The 20,874-nt window shown below is 44.6% G+C and carries 21 protein-coding genes; 17 read left to right on the plus strand and 4 right to left on the minus strand.

Annotation, left to right across the window (positions count from 1 at the left end; all coding sequences use genetic code 11):
- Window position 1 precedes the first annotated feature (1 nt).
- Both AC0VXY_RS01400 and AC0VXY_RS01405 read left to right on the plus strand, forming a co-directional pair.
- On the plus strand, window positions 2–583 hold the full coding sequence (locus AC0VXY_RS01400) for a CDP-alcohol phosphatidyltransferase family protein (RefSeq protein WP_475526667.1): 582 nt from the start codon (window positions 2–4) through the stop codon (window positions 581–583).
- 12 nt (window positions 584–595) lie between these two features.
- Window positions 596–2,020, plus strand: coding sequence for a dihydrolipoyl dehydrogenase family protein (locus AC0VXY_RS01405; RefSeq protein ID WP_475526668.1), 1,425 nt, complete (start codon window positions 596–598; stop codon window positions 2,018–2,020).
- A gap of 64 nt (window positions 2,021–2,084) precedes the next feature.
- Here AC0VXY_RS01405 and AC0VXY_RS01410 read toward each other — a convergent pair whose 3' ends face one another.
- The 3 genes from AC0VXY_RS01410 to AC0VXY_RS01420 all read right to left on the minus strand — a co-directional run bounded on the left by AC0VXY_RS01410 (window position 2,085) and on the right by AC0VXY_RS01420 (window position 5,047).
- Window positions 2,085–3,170, minus strand: coding sequence for an FAD-dependent oxidoreductase (locus AC0VXY_RS01410; RefSeq protein ID WP_475526669.1), 1,086 nt, complete (start codon window positions 3,168–3,170; stop codon window positions 2,085–2,087).
- Between the two features lie 14 nt (window positions 3,171–3,184).
- Window positions 3,185–3,736, minus strand: a complete 552-nt coding sequence (locus AC0VXY_RS01415; RefSeq protein WP_435994023.1) for a GNAT family N-acetyltransferase — start codon at window positions 3,734–3,736, stop codon at window positions 3,185–3,187.
- Window positions 3,737–3,859: 123 nt separating this feature from the next.
- Entirely contained in the window at window positions 3,860–5,047 is a 1,188-nt protein-coding gene (locus AC0VXY_RS01420) for a dicarboxylate/amino acid:cation symporter (RefSeq protein WP_435994021.1), read from the minus strand.
- 300 nt (window positions 5,048–5,347) lie between these two features.
- Between AC0VXY_RS01420 and AC0VXY_RS01425 the strand changes: the two genes are divergently transcribed.
- The 8 genes from AC0VXY_RS01425 to AC0VXY_RS01460 all read left to right on the plus strand — a co-directional run bounded on the left by AC0VXY_RS01425 (window position 5,348) and on the right by AC0VXY_RS01460 (window position 14,733).
- Window positions 5,348–6,418: a D-alanine--D-alanine ligase gene (locus AC0VXY_RS01425; protein WP_435994019.1), complete on the plus strand. Its 1,071-nt coding sequence runs from the start codon at window positions 5,348–5,350 to the stop codon at window positions 6,416–6,418.
- 75 nt (window positions 6,419–6,493) lie between these two features.
- Window positions 6,494–7,870: a UDP-N-acetylmuramoyl-tripeptide--D-alanyl-D-alanine ligase gene (locus tag AC0VXY_RS01430; protein ID WP_475526670.1), complete on the plus strand. Its 1,377-nt coding sequence runs from the start codon at window positions 6,494–6,496 to the stop codon at window positions 7,868–7,870.
- An 87-nt stretch (window positions 7,871–7,957) separates the two neighbouring features.
- The gene (locus AC0VXY_RS01435; protein ID WP_435994015.1) at window positions 7,958–8,647 is read left to right on the plus strand and encodes an alpha/beta hydrolase; all 690 of its coding nucleotides are present in this window, start codon (window positions 7,958–7,960) and stop codon (window positions 8,645–8,647) included.
- Window positions 8,648–8,909: 262 nt separating this feature from the next.
- A complete protein-coding gene (cshA, locus tag AC0VXY_RS01440; protein WP_435994013.1) occupies window positions 8,910–10,424 on the plus strand; it encodes a degradosome RNA helicase CshA in 1,515 nt (504 codons plus the stop codon).
- A gap of 303 nt (window positions 10,425–10,727) precedes the next feature.
- Window positions 10,728–11,699 (plus strand): nuclease-related domain-containing protein, encoded by a 972-nt coding sequence (locus AC0VXY_RS01445; protein WP_475526671.1) that lies wholly within the window; start codon window positions 10,728–10,730, stop codon window positions 11,697–11,699.
- A gap of 47 nt (window positions 11,700–11,746) precedes the next feature.
- Window positions 11,747–12,709: a UV DNA damage repair endonuclease UvsE gene (gene uvsE / locus AC0VXY_RS01450; RefSeq protein ID WP_475526672.1), complete on the plus strand. Its 963-nt coding sequence runs from the start codon at window positions 11,747–11,749 to the stop codon at window positions 12,707–12,709.
- 97 nt (window positions 12,710–12,806) lie between these two features.
- Window positions 12,807–13,286, plus strand: coding sequence for a PH domain-containing protein (locus AC0VXY_RS01455; RefSeq protein WP_435994007.1), 480 nt, complete (start codon window positions 12,807–12,809; stop codon window positions 13,284–13,286).
- The gene (locus tag AC0VXY_RS01460; RefSeq protein ID WP_475526673.1) at window positions 13,276–14,733 is read left to right on the plus strand and encodes a PH domain-containing protein; all 1,458 of its coding nucleotides are present in this window, start codon (window positions 13,276–13,278) and stop codon (window positions 14,731–14,733) included. The genes AC0VXY_RS01455 and AC0VXY_RS01460 overlap by 11 nt, the downstream gene beginning before the upstream one ends.
- A gap of 44 nt (window positions 14,734–14,777) precedes the next feature.
- Here the strand turns inward: AC0VXY_RS01460 and AC0VXY_RS01465 are convergent, their stop codons facing one another.
- Entirely contained in the window at window positions 14,778–15,362 is a 585-nt protein-coding gene (locus tag AC0VXY_RS01465) for a rhomboid family intramembrane serine protease (RefSeq protein WP_475526674.1), read from the minus strand.
- 134 nt (window positions 15,363–15,496) lie between these two features.
- Here AC0VXY_RS01465 and acpS point away from each other — a divergent pair, with 134 nt between their 5' ends.
- The 7 genes from acpS (at window position 15,497) to AC0VXY_RS01500 (ending at window position 20,873) form a co-directional block, all read left to right on the plus strand.
- Window positions 15,497–15,847: a holo-ACP synthase gene (acpS, locus tag AC0VXY_RS01470; RefSeq protein ID WP_475526675.1), complete on the plus strand. Its 351-nt coding sequence runs from the start codon at window positions 15,497–15,499 to the stop codon at window positions 15,845–15,847.
- Window positions 15,848–16,055: 208 nt separating this feature from the next.
- Window positions 16,056–17,069, plus strand: a complete 1,014-nt coding sequence (locus AC0VXY_RS01475; protein WP_435993999.1) for a LolA family protein — start codon at window positions 16,056–16,058, stop codon at window positions 17,067–17,069.
- A gap of 246 nt (window positions 17,070–17,315) precedes the next feature.
- Window positions 17,316–18,521, plus strand: a complete 1,206-nt coding sequence (alr, locus tag AC0VXY_RS01480) for an alanine racemase (RefSeq protein WP_475526676.1) — start codon at window positions 17,316–17,318, stop codon at window positions 18,519–18,521.
- 126 nt (window positions 18,522–18,647) lie between these two features.
- Entirely contained in the window at window positions 18,648–18,929 is a 282-nt protein-coding gene (locus AC0VXY_RS01485) for a CopG family ribbon-helix-helix protein (protein WP_032085355.1), read from the plus strand.
- Window positions 18,930–18,933: 4 nt separating this feature from the next.
- Complete coding sequence (ndoA, locus tag AC0VXY_RS01490; protein WP_034763063.1) at window positions 18,934–19,284, plus strand: type II toxin-antitoxin system endoribonuclease NdoA; 351 nt, start codon at window positions 18,934–18,936, stop codon at window positions 19,282–19,284.
- A gap of 405 nt (window positions 19,285–19,689) precedes the next feature.
- The gene (locus AC0VXY_RS01495) at window positions 19,690–20,520 is read left to right on the plus strand and encodes an RsbT co-antagonist protein RsbRA (RefSeq protein ID WP_435993995.1); all 831 of its coding nucleotides are present in this window, start codon (window positions 19,690–19,692) and stop codon (window positions 20,518–20,520) included.
- Entirely contained in the window at window positions 20,517–20,873 is a 357-nt protein-coding gene (locus AC0VXY_RS01500) for an STAS domain-containing protein (protein ID WP_034763058.1), read from the plus strand. Before AC0VXY_RS01495 ends, AC0VXY_RS01500 begins: the two co-directional genes overlap by 4 nt.
- Window position 20,874: the final 1 nt, after the last annotated feature.

Consider the following 20,874-nt stretch of genomic DNA (forward strand, 5'->3'; position numbering starts at 1 on the left):
CATGTTAGACACGCATGCCCGTAAGTGGGTGCAGCCAAGTATAGAGGGGACGGCGCAGCTGTTCCTGAACAAAGGATTAACGGCCAATCAAGTGACGGTCACCGCCTTCATCATAGGATCTGTGACAGGTCTGGTCTATTACCTGGGTTTCCCGATCATGGCCGTCCTTTTATTATGGCTGTCAGGATTCCTTGACGCCGTGGATGGAACCATGGCCCGACTGACCAAACCATCTCCCTTTGGAACCGTCATGGATGTGACGTTTGATCGGATTGTTGAGATCAGCGTCATCCTCGGAGTTGCTTTCCTGCACCCTGACATCATGTGGGCCCTCCTTTTACTCAGTGTCTCCATCATCATTTCCATGACCATCTTCCTGACCGTGGGAGCTGTATCAGAAAAGCAGGGCATGAAGTCCTTCTATTATCAAGCGGGACTGGCTGAGAGAACGGAAGGATTCATCCTTTTCAGCCTCATGATGATCTTTCCATCCATTGTCTTATGGACCACCCTCCTGTTTGTTGTAGTGGAGTTATTCACGGGTATCCAACGATTTCTAGAAGCGAAACGACTACTTTCATAAGGAGAGATTCAGATGGAACAATACGATTTAATTGTCATAGGAGGAGGGGCAGGCGGATTGACCGTTGCCTCGGGGGCCGCTTCATTGGGAGCTAAAGTCGCACTTGTTGAGAAAAGCGGCCTTCTGGGCGGGGACTGCCTTCACTTTGGCTGTGTCCCGTCAAAGGCTTTCATCCAATCGGCAAGAGAAGTGGCGACCATACGTGCAGGTGGGGATTATGGATTTGAAACAAAAGGTTCTGTCGATATGAAGAAGGTAAGAGAAAGAGTCAAGGGAGCCATCTCTCACATCCAACAGCACGATGATCCCGGGCGCTTCCTGGAGCTGGGGGTCGATATTTATTTCGGAGCAGCCGAGTTCCTGGATCCCCATACCATTTTGGTGGAGAAAGAGGACCGGATCTCCGGGAAGAGGGTGGTTGTGGCGACAGGATCAAGTCCCCTTATCCCGGAAATCGATGGCCTTGGCGATGTTGAATACCATACGAATGAAACCGTATTTGAGGTCGATGAATTGCCGAGTCGGGTTGTGTTCATAGGTGGGGGCCCCATCGGTCTTGAACTGGCACAGGCTTTCTCCCATTTAGGTTCTGAAGCCATTGTCCTTGAACAGCACGATGAAATTCTGGTGAAAGAAGATAAGGAAATCCGGGAAGTGGCCACCGGTTTATTGGAAAAGGATATTCAGTTTATATATGGAGCGGAAATCAAACGAGTGTCAAAGCAGGATGGACAGAAAGTGGTTCATTACATGAAAAATGGAGCGGAGCATTCGGTGGAGGGGGACCTTTTATTCCTTGCGACAGGTCGCAAGCCGGGTACAGAATCCTTGAATCTATCTGCTGCCGGAGTGGAGACCGACGACCAGGGATTCATCAAAGTGAATGATGAACTAAGAACGAATCAATCCCATATTTTCGCCATAGGAGATGTGAACGGCCGCTATCCATTTACCCATGGTGCCGGAATGGAAGGGAAACTTGTGGTCCAAAACGCCGTCTTCGGATTGAAACGAAATGTTTCCTATAACAAGCTGCCCTGGACAACCTATACGACACCGGAAATCTTTCATATCGGCTTGACCGAGGAAGAAGCGGTTGAAAAAGGAATGGAATACAAGGTCTATAAGAAGACTTTAGACGAGGTCGACCGGTTCGTGGCAGATCAGCGTACAGAGGGACTCGTCAAAATCATCACAGACCCGAAAGGCAAGATCCTCGGTGCCCACGCAGTCGGCACTGGTGCAGGCGACTGGATGCAGCCGGTCGTGTTCGCAATGGAAAAGGGAAGCAAGATCGGTGCCCTTTCCAACATGGTCTATCCTTACCCGAATCACGCAGCGGCCGTCCAGCAGACAGCGGACCTGTACTGGAGAGAGAAGCTGTTCGACGGGGTATTGCCTGTGATTAGTAAGAAGTATGTGGAATTGTTCAGATAAGATGTTTAGAGCGCGACTGCTGGGAGGCGGTCGTGTTTTTTTTGTGGGGTAAGCAGCTTAACGCTCACTCCCCATATTTCCCTATAAACCGCCGATCGATCCAGTTCTTCAACCGCCAGGCCCAACCGCTGACCAATGAAAAGGATCCGTAGGTTAAGAAGCCGCGCTTATCCCCGACAGACATGATGGCGAGATATCGTTTCTGGGGCTCAAAGGGAATGATTTTTCCATCGGCTGCGGCGCCGTTCAGGTTTTCCCATAGGACGGGCCCTTGCCTGACGGCTGTTACGCCGTTTTTAGGGGTGTCGGGAAAGTCTTGTAGGGTAGCGCAATCACCGGTTCCAAACACATTTGGGTATTCTACTGATTGAAGGTAGCTGTTCACGAGCAGATATCCTTGTTCATCTGTTGGTAAAACACTGCTCCCGAATAGGGGAGGTGCTTTAGGTCCGCCTAAGAAAATCACTTCTTCATAATCGAGGATTTCACCTGTATCTGTATGCAGTTGTGAAAGCTCTACTTCCGTCACACGCCCTTGATGCAGGTCGATGCCTTTTGAAAGTGCCATATACGTCAGTTTTTTCGACGAAATGGTACCGGCTTTTTCTAATAGTGGAGATGAGTGGACGACCGCGATGGAGTGATCTGGGTAACCTTTGCCCTTCTTCCATGCTTTCAGTGATAATGCCATTTCGATACTTGCGGCACCGCCCCCGATAAAGACAGTTTTCCTGCTGTTATGCAGTTTCCGGATTTGCTCGGGGAATCGGTAATTTGGTTTGATAGGCAGGTTGTGCTTGTGTAAGCCCTTGATCTCCATTGAGTCGTTTCGGGAGCCGATGTCGAATGAAACAAAGTCGTAGGTAAAAATCTCACCTTTGTCTGTTAACAGATGCTGCTGATCCGGATCGATGGAGAGGACCGTACTTTCGATAAAGTCACAGCCGGAGACCTTACACAAATTCTCTAAATCAATCCGGGTTTCCTCCAATGAATAGATTCCTTCCGTGTACCCGGAGAACATCCCGGAATAATATTGGTAACGGGAAGGGGAAATGAGGACCCATTTCACGTTTTCCTCCTGGTGTTGACTCTTTTGTATGCAGTGGAGGTGGCTGTGTCCGCCACCGACTAAGATGATTGTTTTCATAGTGGGACTCCTTCTTAAAGAGAGCGTTTTTCTTCCCATTCTTCCCTGATCATGCCCATGCGGATGGAGTCATAATAAACACCATTATAGTACCGGCATTTTCTCATGCGTCCTTCAAGCTGCATCCCGATTTTCTCTGCGGCCTTCATCATCCGTTCATTCCCTGACCACGTCGTGATGCCGACCCGACCGATTTCCTTCGTAGTAAAGAGGTGATCGACCCATAGGGATAAGGCTTCGGTTCCATACCCACCGTTCCAGTAAGCAGGATCGTAGATGACGATCCCTGCTTCAAGCCATCTGGTGGGCTCGTAATCCCAATAGTATCCGACGGTTCCGATGATGGTGCCATCGACCTCGATGACCCGTTGGAATTCATCGCTGCGACTTTTATTTCTGATGGATGATTCCATATACTCCTCAAGGGGGACATACGTATGTTTAAAATAAGGTGCGTCCCATTTTTTCCATTCAGGAGAAGGATCCCCGTAAATATAGTCCCAAAGACAAGGAAGGTCTCTCTCTTCTATTTTTCTAAGTGTTACACGCTGACCGGTTAATTTCAATTCATGAGCACTCCTTTATTGTGTTACTATTTCCATTATACAGAAAATATCCGGAATAATCAGAATAGATGATTAAAAAACAGAGGTCCGTCCCTCTGAGATGAGGGACGGACCTCTGTTTCATTAACTTGCTTTGATGGAGGACACCCGTGCTTTTTTCTTTTGGGTCAGTTTGTCGACGATGGATGTGATGGCACCGTCGCCTGTTACGTTGCAGGCAGTTCCGAAGCTGTCCTGTGCTAGGTAAAGGGCAATCATGAGGGACGTCATAGTCGGTCCGAATCCAAGCATCGTTTCAAGTAATCCAAGGGCTGCCATGACGGCTCCCCCGGGAACACCGGGTGCTGCAATCATCGTGATGCCGAGCATCAAAATGAATGGGAACAGCTGAGCGAATTGCAGTGCTTCCCCCTGGATGAACATGACGGCCATGGCGCAGCTGACGAGTGTGATGGTGCTTCCTGATAAATGAATCGTGGCGAGAAGCGGAACAGAGAAGTCGGCGATCCGTTCTCTGGCACCGATTTTCTTCGAACGCTCAAGGGTCACCGGAATTGTGGAAGCAGAAGACTGTGTTCCGAGTGCCGTGAAATAAGCAGGGAGCATCCCTTTCATCATGGAAAGCGGATTTTGCTTTCTCAGTGTACCAGCCGCTGTATATTGAACGACTAAAAAGACAAGATGTAAAAGAATAATCATGATAAACACTTTCGCGAATACAGACATAATGGCACTGACTTGTCCACCTTGGGTCATATTCGCAAAGATGCCAAGGATATGAATCGGTAAAAGCGGGATGATGATCTTTTCAATGACGAGTTCCACGATGTTTCTGAATTCATCCATACCTTTTTGAAGGGTATCCCCTTTAATGGCGGCCATTCCCAGGCCAATGGTGAACGCGATGAGAAGTGCTGACATCACGCCCATGATCGGGGGCATGTCCACTGTGAAGAACCCTTTAAGAAGAGCTTCTTCGGGATTTTCAAATGATTGAGACGTTTGATTAGCGAGTAAAGTTGGGTAAATAGACTTCGCAACCGTAAAGGCGAGTAAACCGGCTAACACAGTGGAACCATATGCTAGGGCAGTGGTCAATCCGAGAAGTTTTCCTGCGCCTTTACCCATGGAGCCTATCCCTGGTGCGATAAAGCCGATGATGATCAATGGAATCGCAAATCCGAGGAAATTACCGAATAGTCCATTGAATGTAGCAAAGATTTTTACAAACCATTCAGGTGCATATGCTCCAATGACAATACCTAACGCAATACCTAAAAGGATCTTAGGCAGTAAACCGAACTTTCTCATCTGGGTGTCCTCCTTGAAAGTACAAATGTTTTTAATACGAGGATTATACACCTAATAGTGTGATAACTTAATAGCTTTTCAAATAGGCGAAATCTTAAGTTTATTCTGAACAATAATTGAAAGAATTGTCGCCGGACTGGTTTTCGTTTGCATACATATATAATGGGCAAACTTCCGGAATGTCAATTGAATCAAGACAAATGTGGTGATTTTTATTTTCCAGAGGAATCATTCTTTCCCTTTCCGGTGAAAGTGATAAAATAGAAACATCTATTGTGAATATTGGAGGTAACGAAATACATGAAAACGAAGTTATGCTTATTGTACGGCGGTAAATCTGCTGAACATAATGTTTCCCTGCAAACAGCCAAGGCCGTAATCGGTGCCCTGGACTTAAATAAATATGAAATCCACCCTATTTTTATTTCGACGGAGGGTAATTGGATAAAAGGACCACAATTGAATGCTCCCGTTGAAGATGTGAAAGCATTGCAGTTTAATCACGGCGAAGAGATCGCTCCCAATGCCTTGAGTACTGCAATCGCTCCTTCTGAATCGGAAGGCTACGACATGATCTTCCCATTGCTTCACGGACCAAATGGTGAAGATGGAACGGTTCAAGGGATGCTTGAGCTGTTGAATCTTCCATACGTCGGAAACGGAGTCCTTGCTTCATCTGCCGGAATGGATAAAGTCATCATGAAGAATCTATTTGCTCAGGCAGGCATTCCTCAAGTCAACTACACGTGGTTTATCCGCAGTACGTGGAAGGGGAACCCGGAATCTGCTTACAAACAGGTAGAAGAAGAGATTGGTTACCCATGCTTCGTGAAACCTGCCAACTTAGGTTCATCTGTCGGGATCAGCAAGTGTACGTCCCGTGAGGAATTAGCGGCTGCCTTTTCAGAAGCGTTCCAATTCGACCGTAAGATCATCATCGAAGAAGGCGTGAAGGCCCGGGAAATCGAGCTTGGCGTACTTGGCAACGATCAGCCGGAATGCTCTGTGGCAGGAGAGATCGTGCCTAAGAAAGATTTCTATGATTATAAAGCCAAATATGAAGATGGGGATACAGCCCTCATCATCCCTGCAGAAGTAGAAGGCGGCATCTACAATGAACTGAAGGAAATTGCAATTCAGTCATACAAAGCCCTGGATTGTTCAGGACTTGTACGTGCAGACTTCTTTTTAACCGAAGATGGGCAGATTTATATGAACGAAGTGAACACGATGCCAGGTTTCACACCGTACAGCATGTTCCCGCTTCTCTGGAAACACACTGGAGTTGATTATCCTACCCTGATCGGGAAACTCGTGGAGCTTGGAATGGAACGCTATCAAGACAAACAAACGATTAAACATACGATGTAAACAACTTGGGACTGACCACATCCAGAGGCAGTCCCTGGTCTATTTGGATGAAAAATGAGTAAAAGGAGAAAACGAATGTTCGAGAAAACGATTAGAGACATATGTACCATACTTGATGTGAAAAATGACCTTTCTGTATTTGATTCAGTGGTCGTAAAAGGTGTTTCCATCGATACGAGAAAAATCGGGAGTGGCAACTTATTTGTTCCTTTTAAAGGAGAAAATGTCGACGGTCACCAGTTCGTCCGTCAGGCGATCGACAATGGGGCGTCCGCTGCCTTATGGGATAACAATGTCCCTAATCCCCCCGAGGATATTCCGGTCATCGTGGTGGAGGATCCACTGCTTGCCCTTCAGTCTTTGGCAAACCAGTACCGTCACGAGCTTGATTTAAAGGTAGTCGGGATTACTGGAAGCAATGGCAAAACGACCACCAAGGACATTGTGGCCAATCTTCTTTCCGTGAAATACCGGGTTCATAAAACCCAAGGGAACTACAATAACCATATCGGTCTGCCTTTAACGATCCTTTCTCTTCCACAGGACTCGGAAGTGGCGGTACTTGAAATGGGGATGAGCGGATTCGGGGAAATTGAACTTCTGTCAACCATCTCACAACCTGATGCTGCCATTATCACGAACATCGGAGAATCCCATCTTCAGGATCTCGGTTCGCGGGAAGGCATCGCCAAAGCCAAGCTTGAAATTGTAAAGGGTCTGAAGCCTGATGGGTTATTTGCCTACTACGGAGATGAGCCTCTCCTGCAGGATGGTGTGAAGGGACTCGACCTGAAGCATATGGAGACATTCGGTAGAAGCGAAGCCAATAGCATCTACCCGACAAAGATTGAAATGAACAATCAAGGAAGTTATTTTGAGACTTCTATCGCTGAAGGCGAGACGTTCTTCCTGCCTGTATTGGGGCAGCATAACATCCATAATGCCCTTGCCGGGATTCTCATTGCCCGTCATTTCGGACTCAGCGTGGATGAAATGAAAGAAGGCTTGCAATCATTGAAGCTGACTCAGATGAGGATGGAAATGGTGGAAGGGAAGAAAGGCGAAAGCATCATCAACGATGCCTATAATGCGAGCCCGACTTCCATGAAAGCGGCCATCGGACTTGTGTCAGAGCTCGAAGGATTCCGTACAAAAATTCTCGTCCTAGGTGATATGCTCGAACTTGGAGATGACGAAGAAGAATTCCACCAAGAGATCGGACACTTGATCGATCAGGAAAAGGTCCAGCAAGTGTTTACGTTTGGACGGCTTGGAACGTTCATCGCAAAAGGGGCCCTCGAGAATTTCCCTGAAGAGCGCATTCACTCTTTTACGGATAAAGAGAGTCTGACAAATGAACTGTCTTCCTTGATCAAAGGGGATGAATTGATTCTATTTAAGGCTTCAAGAGGAATGAAACTGGAAGAAATCATTGAAGGATTAAAGGCCTAAGTTTAAACCTTCATAGAAATGAGCAAAATGAGCTTAAGCTGGGAGGGTGGCTCGCTCCCTACCTTTTAATAAGTAAGAGGGGATAAAATGATCGGTTGTTTGCTAATCCATGGTTTCACAGGGAGCCCTTATGAAGTAGAACCCCTGGCTGAATTCCTCCAAGACAGAACCGATTGGAAAATTGTCGTGCCGACTCTTCCGGGTCATGGGGAATTACTCGAACTGAAGGGAATAAAGCATATCGAGTGGATCGAACATGCTGAGTCCGAGCTGAAATTACTATTGGACACATGTGATAAAGTGTACGTAATTGGTTTTTCAATGGGTGGATTGATTGCCTCGTATCTTTCGGTGAAGTATGATATAGATAAGCTCGTGCTGTTAAGTGCTGCAGCTTATTATATAAATGTTAAACAGTTACTGAAAGATATTGGAAATTTGATCAAGGAAGGAATGCAAGGAAATATACTTGAAAACGAGTTGTACAAACGATACAAATTCAAGGTGACCCAAACCCCGATCCTGTCCACATACGAATTCAGGAAAGTCGTCCGTATCGCTCGTCCCCTCCTTCAAAAGGTCAGCATCCCGACCTTTATCGCCCAAGGAGAGAATGATGGAATAGTCCCCCCTAAAGCTGCGAAATATATATATGAGACTATTTCCTCAAAGGAGAAAAACCTATTTTATTCCCCTGAAGCAAAACATTTGATATGCCATTGCCAAGATAAGCACGAGCTTTTTGATAAGATCTACCAATTCCTGCAAAGTGAATAGATTGACTATTTGACATTAGATTGAAATTCGTTTCTAGAAGTGGTAACATAACTACAACATAGTTCTTAACTTGTTGGACGTGCTAGCTCTTCTATTTTGAAGAGTGTATTTTTTTGTATCAAACATAAAAACTAAACATCTCATATAGACGGTTTTAGATTAGATACCGAAGTCTTTCGGTGGGTAAGATTTCGTTCCGACCTAAAAATATAATCAGATAATGATTAGTTATAAAAGATGTAAATTAAAGGAGAATGTAACATTGACAAAGTTTGCAGATTTAAACTTAAGCGCATCTACGTTGAAATCAATTAAACGTATGGGCTTTGAAGAAGCTACACCAATTCAGGCGAGTACAATTCCAGTCGGTTTAGAAGGTAAGGATATTATCGGTCAGGCACAAACTGGAACAGGTAAAACAACAGCATTTGGAATCCCGATGATCGAGAAGATCGATGTGAAAAATCCAAACGTTCAAGCTCTTATCATTGCACCAACTCGTGAACTTGCCATCCAGGTTTCTGAAGAGTTATATCGTATCGGAGCTGACAAGCGTGCACGCGTGTTATCTGTCTACGGAGGACAGGACATCCAACGACAAATCCGCGCGATGAAAAAGAACCCTCATATCATCGTTGGTACACCAGGTCGTCTGCTTGACCATATCAAACGTAAAACGCTCAACCTTGAAAATGTTGAAACATTAGTACTTGACGAAGCAGACGAAATGCTTAACATGGGCTTCATCGAAGACATCGAAAGCATTCTTGAAACTGTTCCAAGCACAAGACAAACACTTCTATTCTCTGCAACAATGCCGGATCCGATCCGCCGCATTGCAAACCGCTTTATGACAGAGCCGGAAGTCATCAAAGTGAAATCAAAAGAAGTAACGGTTTCGAATATCGAACAATTCTATACAAAAGTAAGTGAAAAAGAAAAATTCGATACACTTTCCCGTTTAATCGACGTACAATCACCGGAACTTGCGATTGTATTCGGTCGTACAAAACGTAGAGTGGACGAATTAGCGCGTGCTCTTAGCATCCGCGGCTACCTGGCAGAAGGGATTCACGGAGATCTTTCTCAGGCTCGTCGTATGACGGTTCTTAAGAAGTTCAAAGAAGGCCGCATCGATATCCTGATCGCAACAGACGTTGCTGCTCGTGGATTAGATATCTCTGGCGTAACACACGTTTACAACTTTGATATTCCTCAAGACCCGGAAAGCTACGTTCACCGTATCGGACGTACAGGTCGTGCAGGTAAGAAAGGGATGTCCATCACTTTTGTTACACCAAGAGAAATGGGTTACCTGAAGATCGTTGAACAAACAACGAAGAAGAAAATGACGGCTCTTAAGCCACCTAGCTTAAACGAAGCCCTTGAAGGTCAACAACGCTTAGCTCTTGAAAAATTAGCTGAAGCGGCGAAGGAAAGTGATCTTAAGGATTACTATCCATTAGCAGAAGAATTCCTTGGTGGCCATGATTCCGTTCAAGCAGTAGCGGCAGCGATCCGTGTATTGACAAAAGAACCGGATACAACTCCAGTAGACATTACTGAAGAGCGACCATTACCATCAAGAGGTGGAAATCGTGGCGGCGGAAATCGCGGCGGTGGATACAAAGGTGGAGCTCGCAGTGGAAGTCGCGGTGGATCTTCACGCAGCGGCGGTGGAAATCGCGGAGGCGGAAGCCGTGGCGGAGATCGCAACCGTACTGGCGGCGGCAGACCACAATCTTCAAGCAAACGTAAATCTTATAACAATTCTTGATTAGACAGATAATAGGACACGATGACCTTTAGGGGTTGTCGTGTTTTTTTTTGTTGGTGTGGGGTTGGGAAGTGGATGAGGTGTCGGACGGGAAATGTGTAATTCCAATTTATGTTAAAAGACGCAATTACCACCTAAAATGACGCAATAAATAAAAAAACGACGCAATTATCCGGAAAATGACGCAATCAGACCCCAAAATGACGCAATCCATATTAATATGTTAATATTTTCAATAAGAAGAAGGTATTTCCTTGCCTGTGGCGAACTGAATATCCATACCCGCTAAAGGAGAGTGATCAATTGATCTGTAAAGAGCTAACAATCCCGCTAATTCTTGAGAAAACAGAGGCATTATCTGGTCGGATTGTCCAACATCATTTAAAAATTCCCCTGATAGAAAAGGATTTACGAAAAAGAAGGGCAGGCTACAACGGAGAATCCACGGTTTACTACCACCTTAACTTCTTGAAAGACAAAAAATATAAAATTTTTTACAATGTAAGACTCCCCATCCTCTCAAATCATTTCCAAATGGACTTTCTCCTCCTCACCCGGTTCTATATCCTGATCATCGAAGTAAAAAACATATCTGGAATGGTAACCATCGATCCTTTCATCAAACAATTGACCCGGACTCATAAAGGAGTGACGGAAGGATTCACCGATCCGGTCTCGCAAGTGCAAAGGTATAAATTACTACTCCAGAAATGGTTCAGTAGCCACAAAATAAAGCATCCACCTATTGAGCACCTCGTCGTATTCAGCAACCCCTCGACTACCCTGAATTACACCGTATCCCCAGCGCAGGACGACCCCTACAAGCAAATTATCCATGCTCAAAATATCATCGATAAGATTAAGGAATTCAATGAAAAACATCCGATCTCAACCGTGACAGATAAAGAACTTCTAAAAATGAAAAGGCTCATAATAAAAAAACATGAGGAGCCGGAATTTGACATCCTAAAAGCCTACTCCCTCTCAAAAAGGGACATCCTCACCGGTATACGCTGCGAAAACTGCCGTCACATCCCAATGATCCGAGTCAGTGCATCCTGGTCCTGCCCTAAGTGCCGCTACTCTTCTAAGATTGCACACATCAAAGCAATCCACGAATACTTCTTACTCCTTAACAACCACCTAACCAATAGCGAACTAAGAAAGTTCCTCCATCTGCAATCAAGAAATACAGTCTACAAAATATTGAAATCCTTTCAGCTCAAAACCGAAGGAGGCACAAAATCTGTCATCTATTCAAAACCCCCTAGATAATTCCACATCTAAAGCACATACTAACCCCAAAAAGGAGTCCTCCACACATGACACTCGTAAAACTCGGCTATGTGGCCATGAGCATGAACCTTCAAAATGCTTCACCCTCCCAAACGATGACCTATAAGCAATTCGCAGGCATAAAGGATCGAGAGGCAGCCATTTATAAATTAGAACGGATTGCCCGGTCCAATTTACAAAACTGCCTCAGGCTTTTAAAGCATAATGTAATGAATGAAATCCATTTCTTCCGATTCAGTTCAAAACTGATTCCTCTTGCGAATCATCCTGAATTAAAGGGGTGGGATTTCATCTCTCCGTTACAGGAGGAGCTCCGGGCGGTTGAAGAGTACCTGAAGCTTCATCCAATGAGGGTGGGCTTTCATCCTGATCACTTTGTTCTGCTGAATTCCAGTGATGTGGATGTGTTGAAAAACACGTTGAAGACGTTGAAGATGCACAAAGCTTTGTTAAAGGGGATGGGGATCGATCCGCTCCACCGCTGTGTTCTTCATGTGGGGGGAGCATATGAGGATAAGGAAAAGGCACTTGAACAATTTATCCATAATTGGGGCCTGACACCTGTCTCTCTTCAGCGGATGATCATTCTTGAAAATGATGATACGGTGTTCAGCGCAGCGGATACCCTTTATTTGTGTGAGAAACTCGGTATCCCTCTTGTGTTTGATTATCATCACCATCTTGCCTATAACGAAAGAGACTGGCTGCTTGATTGGGAAAGGGTGGTTGGGACGTGGAGTCAGTCGCCTTTGCCGGTGAAGATGCATATATCCAGTCCCCGGTCCCGGGAAGAGTACAAGGCTCATGCTGATTTCATCGATCCCGTAATGTTCCTCGACTTTTTACACGGAATGAAAGGCTCGGTCGATGAAATCGACTGTATGATCGAAGCGAAGAGAAAGGACGATGCGTTGTTCAAACTGGTAGAGGACCTGCAAGGAATGGAGGGAATTGAATGGGTTGATAAAAGCTCCTTTATAGTGAAGTGAATGTCATGAAATTTTATTCTCCTCCCAATCTGAAACCATCTCTGTTCCAAAACGTATATTTACTGTAAGATTTAGTAAAGAGAGAAGGGGGATTTGAATGATAGGGGAACCGCAAAAGAGAATATCGCCAATGGCTTTGAAAGTATGGAAGATATATGGAGTACTCGAATCGTTGATTGTGGCTGCCTTGGCAGTAGGAGCGATTGTTTTGACTTTTATATTTGATTGGTCCCATTGGGTGACTGCAATATCAATAGGTGTATTTATCCTTTTTACATATTTGTTCGTGTTTTTACTTCCGACCATCAAGTGGAAGAGGTGGCGGTATGAAGTGAGGGAACAGGAAATTGAACTGCAGAGGGGAATTCTGATTGTGAAACGTACGCTGGTTCCGATGGTGAGAGTCCAGCATGTTGATACAGTACAGGGACCGATCTTAAAAAGATACGGGCTATCGACGATTACCATTTCCACTGCAGCAAACGTCCATGAGATCCCTGCTTTGGACATGGATGAAGCGGATGAACTGAGGAATTCGATATCGCAGCTGGCGAGGGTGGCCGAAGATGATGTCTGAACATAAAAGACTTCACCCTATATCCGCTGTGGCAAGTTTTGTTAAACAACTGAAAGACTTGATTGTTCCATTCGTATTTTTGTTTGTCATAAACAATCGGGGGGAGAAGAATGGATTTTGGGATTATCTGCCGCTTCTATCCATGGCTCTTGTCCTTGTCATCGTTCTTATTTTTGGAATTATTAAGTGGCTTCGTTTTACCTACAGGCTTGAAAATGGCGAACTGAGGATAGAGTACGGGCTATTTGTGAAAAAGAAACGGTACATCCCGATTGAACGGATCCAGAGTCTGAACTTCTCGGAAGGTGTTTTACACCGTCCCTTTGGGCTTGTAAAGGTGAAGGTCGAAACAGCGGGATCTTCAAATTCCAGGGAGTCGGAAGCGGAACTGACCGCGATTTCAAAGGAGGAAGCCCTGGATTTAGAACAGATGATTTATCGGGAAAAGAAGGGTCAGAGCGTGACGGAGGATTCTTCTATAAAGCAGGCAGCAGTTCAGGAAGATGAACCTTTTTTCACCCTTGGTCCTAAAGACATCTGGGTTCTTGCGGCAACCTCGGGAGGAGTGGGGGTCATTATTTCAGGGGTTGCGTTATTCTTATCGCAATTTAATGAACTCATTCCATATAAGGCTGTATATGAAGAAGTGGCTGTGTTTATAAAAAGTGGAATGTTCATGGTCGCATTGACGGCATTTTTAGGGCTGATTCTTGCCTGGTTCCTATCAATCGTCTGGACGTTTATCGTCTACGGTGATTTTAAGATCAAAATTGTGGATGATCATATCGTGATAACAAGAGGACTGCTTGAAAAGAAGCAGGTGACGGTCCCGTTAAACCGGGTGCAGGGGATCCGAATAGTGGAAAACCCTGTCAGACAGCTGATAGGTTACTGCACTGTACATATTGAAAATGCGGGTGGGTCTGTTTTAGATAAAGACAGTATGAGTATTAAATTATTCCCGATCGTGAAGAAGGAACGGGTACCGGAGTTGTTGAAGGGAGTGTTTCCCGAATATGTCATCGGGAGTGAATTTAATCGGCTGCCGGGACGATCCATGAGAAGATATGTATTCAGACAATCCGTCTGGGTATTGGTACCTGTCGCTGCTGCCTGCTATTTCTTCTGGCCATATGGTCTTTGGGCAGCGCTCATTGTATTGCCTATGGGGACTCTTGGGTATTATCAATACCGCGCAGGTGGATTCAGAATCGATGGGGGACAGTTATCTTTGCGGTATAGAGGGGTATTGAAGAATACGATGTATATGAAGAAAAATCGGATTCAGTCCCTTGATACGAAAGAGAGCTGGTTTCAGGCGAGAAGTGGATTGGGGAGTCTCACGACTACGGTGAAATCAGGGGCAGCCGGTTATGCGAGTCAGGTGAGAGATCTTAAGAAAGAAGATCTGAAAAGGATTGCCTCCTGGTTTTCCCACAGTATATAAACAAAGAAGCGGCCTGCTAATCCTGGCCGCTTCTTGCCTATTTCTTATTTCCTCCCCGAAATCCATCCGATGACAAAGCCCGCGATCAACCCGAAGATATGGGCGGTAATGTTAATGCCTGATTGCATAAAGGTCATAACGACCCCGATGATCACGATGGGAAGGATAATCTGCCGGCTTTCCCTGGTAATAAAATGATTTTTCAGAACGATCATGGCAATATAGAAGCCGAATAACCCGAAAATGGCACCTGATGCACCGACGTGGCTGTAGGTAAGGGGTTTGATTAAATAGGTAATGATATTGGCAAACACACCGCTTGCTAAGTAAAGGGAAAGGAACTTTGCCTTTCCAAGGTGTTTTTCCAGAGGCGGTCCGAATAGGACAAGAGAAAACGAGTTGAATAATAGATGAGCAAAACCCATATGGACGAAGATCGGAGTGATCAGTCTCCACCATTCCCCTTCTTTTATAAATACATTTACACCAGCGAGTTGCTCGTACACCCACAATTGAGGGAAGATGGGAAGGGCACTGACTGCAAATAGGGCGATATGAATCAGTACAATCAAGGAAATAATAGGATAGTACCGTAGAAATTGAGAAAAACTTTCAGTTCGTACAAACATAGTGTATCCTCCTAAATGGGCTTGGTGCGCGAAAATAACAGCTAGTACTATAGTATAAGAAAATGATGAAAATCACGAGTAGAGTTCATTATTAAAATATGCAGGTCAGGACAAGAGTAGAAGGGAAGTCGCATATGATTAAAGGAATAGGGTTGGATATTGTAGAAATCGGACGCATACGGGAATTGCTGGAAAGGCAGCCGAAGTTCGTTAAGAGGATCCTGACGGACAGAGAAGAGGATGTGTTCATTTCGTTGAGTGAAAGGCGCAGGATTGAATATGTGGCTGGGCGTTTTGCTGCGAAAGAAGCCTACGCGAAAGCGAATGGAACCGGCATCGGTACGGTACTTTCGTTTCGGGATATTGAAATCAGTAAGGATGGGAACGGCAAGCCTTATTTTATAAAGCCTGAGGGAACGCCCTCCCATCTATCCATCACTCATAGCAGGGAGTTTGCGGCAGCCCAGGTCGTCATAGAAGAATAAAATTTCAAGCTTGTCATCATCACTAGCATAATCCCTCGGGTTGTCTCATATATTCAGTAGTGCAATAGGAGAGACAAGGCCAGTTGTTTAACAATCGCGGTTCGTTGGCGAATGGAACCGGGCATTCTTTCAAGGATCGTCCATTCTTTGACAGGTGGCCTTCCCCTCTCTCAATTACGTTTATCCTGGGACAAAAGGGGTTGAAAAAATGAAGAAAAAGCTAGTGATACTAGTGATGGTCATGTTGGCGGTGCTTGCACTCGCCGCTTGCGGAGAGAAATCGAAAGACGATGTAACCAAGGACCTTAAGGCAAAAGTAGAAGATATGAAGGGGTACAAAGCAGATGCAAAGATGACCCTGCAGGTGGGAGAAGAACCCCAAACCTATGATGTGGAAGTATGGCATAATGACCCTAATTATTATCGTGTAGCCCTAAAGAATGCTACGAAAGATCAAAGCCAAATGATCCTGCGTAATGATGAGGGAGTGTTCGTCCTGACACCGGCTCTGAATAAAAGCTTCCGATTCCAAAGCAACTGGCCTGAAAACAGCAGTCAGGCATACTTGTATGAATCACTTGTCAAAGATGTCTTGGAAGACAAGGATGCGACCTTCAAAGAAACGAAGAGCCACTATGTCTTCACAACGAAAACACGTTACCAGAACAGTCAGATGCTCCCTACACAGGAGATTGCTTTCAACAAAAAAGATTTGACGCCGGCATCTGTGAATGTGATGGATTCAGATCAAAACCCGCTTGTGAAAGTGGAGTTCTCTAAGATGGACATGAAAGCTGCGTTTGACAAAAAAGATTTCGATATGAAGAAAAATATGACCGGCGCCCAGCTTGAGGTTCCAGTAACAGCTGCAGTAGAAGATACGGAGTTCACCGTTCTTTACCCGATGTCTGAAATCACCGGTACTGAATTGATAGAAGAAAAAGAAGTGGCGACCGATACTGGGAAACGAGTCATTTTAACCTATGATGGTGAAAAATCCTTTACGATCGTTCAAGAGAAGACGACTGTCGTCCCTACGATGACCGTGTCTACCTCCCTTAAAGGGGAATTGGTGGACCTTGGCTTCACTGTAGCGGCCATGACGGATCAGTCCATCCGATGGACGAATAATGGTGTGGATTATATGCTTGCTTCAAATGACCTGACTCCTTCGGAAATGGTCATGGTGGCACAATCCGTGCAAGGTTCAATGGTGAAATAATCTTTATGATCGGGGCGGGCCTATAGGGTCCGCCTCTTTTCTATCAAGTGATAGAGAGTAAAATCCAATCTCCAGCCATAAACCCTTTAAACCCTTCCACCTTCCCCATTAAACCCCGTGTCGATGTTTTATTCCTGCTAAAGATCCCAAAATCTGTTCACCACAATCAATGATAATATGAATAATTCATGGTATTCTTGAATAGAATGACAATGTTTTGTGTAACGATATGAGGAAGTGAACAGAGTGGAAACCCAGACGCAATTTTTTCGAGATACATGGGCTGAAATCAATTTGGATCATTTATATGAAAATGTAAAAAATATTAAAGGTCATATCCCCGATGACGTGAATGTATTTGCTGTTGTAAAGGCGAATGCTTATGGACACGGGGATGTTCAAACATCTCTCACTGCCCTCGCTGCAGGGGCACATGGATTGGCCGTTGCCTTCCTGGATGAAGCGATTTCTTTGAGAAGGGGAGGCATCACCGCTCCGATTCTTGTCTTGGGGGCTACGCGGCCAAAAGATGTGAAGATTGCTTCTCAATTGGATATTTCATTAACGGTCTTCTGCAAGGATTGGCTTATGGAAGCTGAAAGACAGTTGTCGAAAGAAGATCATTTAAACCTCCATATCAAGTGTGATACCGGTATGGGGAGGATAGGCGTTCGGACATCCGAAGAATTAAAGGGTATCGAGGGGTATATCCATTCTCGCACACCATTCGAGCTTGAAGGGATCTTTACCCATTTTGCTACGGCGGATGAACTGAATGATGACTATCTTGAGGAGCAATTGGGGCGCTTCGAGTATATGCTTGAACAACTAGAATCACTCCCTGCGTATATCCATTCTTCCAATAGTGCTGCTACTCTAAGGAAAACGGATACCCTTTTTAACGCTGTAAGAGTGGGGATCGCTATGTATGGTCTTACACCATCAATCGAGATGAAACCTGAACTGCCATTTCCGTTGAAGGAAGTCTTTTCACTCCATTCCAGACTCATTCATGCAAAAGAACTTGCAGCTGGTGAGAAGATCAGTTACGGAGCTACGTATGAAGCTTCCGAATCGGAATGGGTCGGGACGATTCCGATCGGATATGCAGATGGGTGGCTGCGGAAATTACAGGGTCAGGACGTTTTAGTGGCCGGGGAGAGGATTCCAATTGTTGGAAGGATCTGTATGGATCAATGTATGATCCGGCTTCCCGGACCCCGGTCGATCGGTACCCGCGTCACCTTGATAGGCAAGCAGGATGAAGCTGCCATCACAATGGATGAAATTGCCCGAAAGCTTGATACCATCAACTATGAGATTCCTTGTATCATCTCGACAAGAGTACCGCGCATATATATACGGAACGGAGAGGCGACGGAAGTGTCGAATAAGCTCTTATCGACAGGGATGGACCAACAATCGGAAAATAACCACCCGTTTGATGAATAATTAGTATTTTAACTGGTGGATAATAGAAGAGATTGATAAATTAACTTTTCATTCCCTGTATTTGATGGTATGATAAATATGTTAATGAACAGAAACGGTATGTAGTGATTGGTGGAGGTGTAGTTTGTGTCTGAATCCAGCGCAACAACAGAAATCTTAATTCGTCTACCGCAACAGCTCGTTACAGAATTAGACGGCTTTGCAGATCAAGAAAATGTGAATCGCAATGAGTTTATTTATCGTGCAACCAAAATGTATTTAAGAGAGCGTAAGAAGAGACAATTACGTGAATCTATGAGACGCGGCTATATGGAAATGGCGAAGATTAATCTCGCAATCGCTTCAGAAGCGATTCAAGCAGAATATGAGGCAGAACATACAGTCGAACGCTTAGTAAGCGGAGGTTAATCCTTTGATTGTTAAGCGTGGTGACGTATATTTTGCAGACCTTTCTCCTGTTGTAGGTTCAGAACAAGGCGGAGTTCGGCCGGTACTTGTTATTCAAAACGATATAGGGAACAGGTTTAGTCCCACAATTATTGTAGCTGCCATTACCGCACAAATTCAAAAAGCAAAACTGCCTACTCATGTTGAAATTGATGCAAAACGTTATGGCTTTGAACGTGATTCCGTTATCTTGCTTGAACAGATTCGAACGATTGATAAACAACGTCTTACCGATAAGATTACACATCTGGATGATGAGATGATGGAGAAAGTGGACGACGCCCTGCAGATCAGTGTGGGTTTGATCCAGTTTTAACTCATATCCGTCCTTCGTGTGAATCCATTATCACGTATACAATAGAGACATTATAACTGCAAACCAGAAGGCTTGCTGATCAACAAATGTTTGATCATTAAGCCTTTTTGTTTTGTTTTTTTTATTTTAATACCCATTGAAGCCTGATTCTGCCTTGAAAGTAGAATCAGGAGAATGGAAATATAGACAATTTTATGACAAAACCAGGTAAACCATTTATAATGGGAAAAGAAAGTAATATAAATACCCGAAAAGGCATAGGCTTTTTCTTTTCCATATTTATTTGTTACTATTAAAGTAATTAAGTCATTTTCGTTCTTTGTTGTAAACTACTTTAAGATTGGGTTACATCAATCGGCCTAAATACTGGGGTTAAATTTCATATGATAGAATGGAGAGAACAAAATGTTTAGTGAAGTCACGGCTTATATTCAGGACAATAAATCAGAAATCACTAGTACTTGGATGGATCGTATGCGAAATGAAGCGGATGAGAAGTTTCTCCAAGTCGTTTCAGATCAGGTGTTCACCAAGACAAGCCATGAATTTGTTGAAATGATTGCCGCTAATTTGAGAGATATGAAAGAATTCAACAGCCGCCTTGAAGACTTCGCTGAAAAGGTTGTTAGATTAGGGTGGCCATTAACATTTGTAACTACCGCTTTAGGGACATTTGGTAAAGTGGTATACGAAGGCATGATGGAGGATCAGCTGATCACAGATGAAAATCACGCTTCGCAGGTTGAGAAGTTTGATAAATGGCTGACACCGATGTATAACAGAGTCGTAAAAGCTTACACAGAATCATGGGAAAGAACGGTTTCTCTTCAAAAAATAGCATTACAGGAATTATCTGCACCACTTATTCCGGTATTTGAAAAGATTTCCATTATGCCGCTTGTCGGCACCATTGATACTGAACGTGCCCGTTTGATTATGGAAAACCTGTTAAATGGTGTGGTGAAGCACAGGGCCGAAGTCGTTCTGATTGATATTACCGGTGTTCCGGTGGTGGATACGATGGTCGCCCATCATATCATTCAGGCTGCTGAAGCCGTACGTTTAGTCGGGGCGAAGTGCATGCTGGTGGGAATCAGACCGGAGATTGCCCAGACGATCGTTAATTTGGGTATTGATCTTAATCAGTTCAGCACAAACAGTACGTTACGAAAAGGAATAGAAAAAGCTCTTGAAATGACAAATCGAAAAATAGTTTCGGCGGAGGGATTAGAGTGAGAATACCAATTTTAAAGCTGCATGATTGTTTGTTGATTTCCATTCAGTGGGAGCTTGATGATCAGACAGCCCTTCAATTTCAAGAGGATCTTCTTCAGAAGATTCATGAAACTAGTGCGAGGGGAGTAGTAATCGATATTACTTCTATCGATTTTATTGACTCATTCATCGCTAAAGTACTTGGAGATGTGATCAATATGTCCAGGCTGATGGGAGCAAAAGTTGTCATCACAGGCATTCAGCCTGCTGTAGCAATCACGTTGATCGAGCTTGGAATCAGGTTAGAAGACGTCCTAACCGCTTTGGATCTGGAAAAAGGTCTGGAGAAATTACAATTGGAACTGGGGGACTAGG

It is taken from the genome of Rossellomorea sp. QJM3NY_18 (genome assembly GCF_056173145.1).